Here is a 2,973-nt window from a genome sequence, read left to right on the forward strand (position 1 = left end):
GCCCTCGCCCACGCACGGGTGATGTGGGCCAAGGTCGACTCCGGGTTCTGGGTCGCGCACCGCGGCGGAGAGTACTTCGGCTGCGTCGATCGCGTGGCCGGCGGCTTCGTCGCCCGCGACGCGCACGGCGTGCCGATCGGACGCTACGACGAGCTCGAGACCGCGAAGTCGTCCCTGCGCTCCACCACCGATCCCGTCAACACCGCCCAACGGCGCCGCACCGAGCGCGCCGTCGTGATTCTCGCGACCGCGGCCGGGAGCGCGGCGATGGCGTTCGCCCTCACCGCCGGCGCTCTCGCGCCTTTCCTGTGAGCCCCGCTGCAGCGCTCGACCTCCGCGACGAAGCGGACGATCTCGAGGATGCCGGGCGCGCCGAGTTCGCCGCGCGCTACGGGATCCTCCCCCTCTGATCCGTACGGGCGCGCCAGGCCCTGGACACCGGTGGCGGGATGTGCCAGCGTCAGCGGAGTCGCCGATCCCCCGGCGCACGAGGACGGGAGTCTCATGACCGACCACACCGCATCCGACCGCCCGGACGACGACGCCCCCGACGCCGACAGCAACGGCGCCGGCTCGGAGTCACCCGAAGAGGGTGCCGCGGCGCAGCACGACGCCGACGAGTCCGCCGACACCGACGCGTCCCCCGCCGGCCCGATCGACTGAGTCGCCCCGCTGTCGGACGGATCCGGCAGCGGGCCACGGCCCCCCCCTACCCGGGCGCGAGCTGATCGTCCCGCGGAGCGAGGTCGGGGCGCACCCGGGTCCCGAACTCGTGACGCAGCGCGCTGAGCGCTGCCTGCCATCCGGCGAGCCCGTGGACACCCGGGCCGGGGCTGGTCGACGACGAACACAGGTACACGCCCCGCACCGGTGTCCGCCACGGGTCGGGGCTGTACACGGGCCGACCGACCAGCTGTGGCAGCGACGGTGCGCCCGCCGAGATGTCTCCGCCTGGGAAGTTGGGGTTCCACCCGGCGATGTCGACCGCCGTACGGGACGACGAAGCCAGGATCGTGTCGCGGAACCCGGGAGCGAAGCGCTCGATCTGCGCGACGACGGCCGCTTCGCGGTCGACGGCGCTCCCCGCCGGGACGTGCGTGTACGCCCACAGCACGTGACGTCCCGCGGGCGCACGGGTCGGATCGAACAGCGACGGCTGCGAGGCCAGCACGTACGGCGCGTCCGGCAGCTCCCCGCGGACCACCGCATTCTCGGCCGCGGCGATCTCGGCGCGCGTCCCGCCGATGTGAACCGTCCCCGTCCGGGCGACATCGGGATCGGCCCAGGGCACCGGGGCGGACAAAGCGAAATCGATCTTGGCCACCCCACCGCCGTAGCGGAAGCGCTCCATCGCACGGCGGTACGCCCACGGCATCCGGTCACCCACCAGCCGGACGAGGGCCCGCGGAGTGACGTCCAGCAGGACGGCACGCGCGGGGGGCAGCTGCCGCACGTCGGCGACGTCGACACCCGTGTGCACGACACCCCCGTGCGCGCGCAGATCGGCGACCATCGCATCGGTGATCGACTGGCTGCCCCCGACGGGGATCGGCCAGCCGCGACCGTGCGCATAGGTGGCCAGGACCAGTCCCGCGCCGCCGGCCGCCAGGCTCGGCTGCGCCAGGATCGAGTGCGCCGAGACGCCCGTGATCATCGCCGGAGCCGTGTCCTCGCGGAATCGCGCGTTCCACCAGGGGCCACCCTGCTCGAGGGCCCGGAGACCGAAGAACACCGCCGCGAGAGGGTCACCGGGTACCCGCAGCAGCGCGTTGCCGGTGAAGTCGGCGACCCCCCGCAGATGCGACACGAGCGGTGACATGAGTCGCGTGTACGCCGCTCCGTCACGGCCGATCGCCTCGGCCGCGCGGTCCAGGTCGCGGAAGGCCAGGCCGGCGCGGGCGCCGTCCAGCGGGTGGGCGAACGAGACCTCGGGGACGATGAAGGGGATGCGCCGTTCCAGCCCGAACTCGCGGAAGAACCACGACTCCAGGGCGAGCGGATGCACCGCCGACCCCAGATCGTGACGGAATCCGGGGAGAGTCAACTCGCCGGTGGATGCCGCGCCGCCGAGCGTCGTCTGACGCTCGTACAGGGCGACCGACAGCCCGGACCGCGCCAGGGTCACCGCGGCGGCCAGACCGTTCGGGCCCGACCCCACGACGATGGCGTCATAGCTCTCGCTCATCGCTGCACCGGCTCCTGCTCCGCCGTCGAGGACCGGCCGATCGCCGCGGCGCCCCCGGTGGTTCCGGGAGCCCCACCCTCGGCCAGGTATGCCAGCCGGTGGAGCGTCTCGGCATTGCGCCACCGGGTGATCGCGTCGAACACCACGTCGGGCAACAGCTTCGTCGGCCCCGTCACCGGCTCTTCCTGCAGACGCACGACGCACACCTCACCGCGCGCCTTGACGTCGATCGAGACCCGCGCGACGCCGATGGGACCCCCGTGCGGCTCGAGGACCGCGCGGTACGGAGGCTCCCACACGCGCATCACGGTCGTGTCGTTCACGAGCGCGGGCCAAGAGCCGAACGAGTGATGAAGCTCCGCCCCCTCGGCCGGCCACGCCTCGGAGACGTCGCGCATGCGCGAGGCACCCACCACCCACAGCGGATACAGCCATCCGTTGGCCAGGACGCGGAAGACATCGTCGGGTGAGCACTGCAGCAGTCGCACATTACGAGCCATCGGGGGAACTCCTCCTCGTCCCCGGTCCGAGAGAGCGGCCGGAGCCCGGACTCCCGACCGGATACCGACCACGCTACGGGGCCGCGGGCCGAGAGGTCACGATGGTTGCGCGGGCGCCCGGCGACGGTTAGCGAGCTTCTCGGCGAACATCGCCTCCCGGGGATACACCCTGTCGCCGACGATCGGTAGGCCCTCCCCGACCCGGCGGGAACGGAGCAGGGTGGATGCATGATCTCCTCGGCCCCCTCGCCCATCGATCCGCCGACCACCCCGAACACGCCCGGAGCC

4 protein-coding genes are annotated in these 2,973 nt (G+C 72.9%); 2 read left to right on the forward strand and 2 right to left on the reverse strand.

The genetic code is table 11. From position 1 onward, the window contains the following. Positions 1-312: hypothetical protein (locus FE256_RS18310; RefSeq protein WP_171024412.1), on the forward strand; the 312-nt coding region annotated here is incomplete at its 5' end. 192 nt (positions 313-504) lie between these two features. Continuing rightward, positions 505-663 carry a hypothetical protein gene (locus tag FE256_RS18315; protein ID WP_171024413.1) on the forward strand — a complete coding sequence of 53 codons (159 nt, stop codon included), beginning with the start codon at positions 505-507 and terminating at the stop codon, positions 661-663. 46 nt (positions 664-709) lie between these two features. Here the strand turns inward: FE256_RS18315 and FE256_RS17685 are convergent, their stop codons facing one another. Beyond that, positions 710-2,185 carry a phytoene desaturase family protein gene (locus FE256_RS17685; protein ID WP_138178263.1) on the reverse strand — a complete coding sequence of 492 codons (1,476 nt, stop codon included), beginning with the start codon at positions 2,183-2,185 and terminating at the stop codon, positions 710-712. After that, the gene (locus FE256_RS17690) at positions 2,182-2,685 is read right to left on the reverse strand and encodes an SRPBCC family protein (RefSeq protein ID WP_138178265.1); all 504 of its coding nucleotides are present in this window, start codon (positions 2,683-2,685) and stop codon (positions 2,182-2,184) included. The genes FE256_RS17685 and FE256_RS17690 overlap by 4 nt, the downstream gene beginning before the upstream one ends. Between the last annotated feature and the right edge of the window lie 288 nt (positions 2,686-2,973).

It is taken from the genome of Microbacterium sp. 5K110, from assembly GCF_005774735.1.
Taxonomy (GTDB): Bacteria; Actinomycetota; Actinomycetes; order Actinomycetales; family Microbacteriaceae; genus Microbacterium.

What these genes read in the sequence shown, in the direction of transcription:
- FE256_RS18315 (WP_171024413.1), top strand. Translation starts at nt 505, where the DNA reads ATGACCGACCACACCGCATCCGACCGCCCGGACGACGACGCCCCCGAC.
- FE256_RS17690 (WP_138178265.1), bottom strand. Translation starts at nt 2,685, where the DNA reads ATGGCTCGTAATGTGCGACTGCTGCAGTGCTCACCCGACGATGTCTTC.
- FE256_RS17685 (WP_138178263.1), bottom strand. Translation starts at nt 2,185, where the DNA reads ATGAGCGAGAGCTATGACGCCATCGTCGTGGGGTCGGGCCCGAACGGT.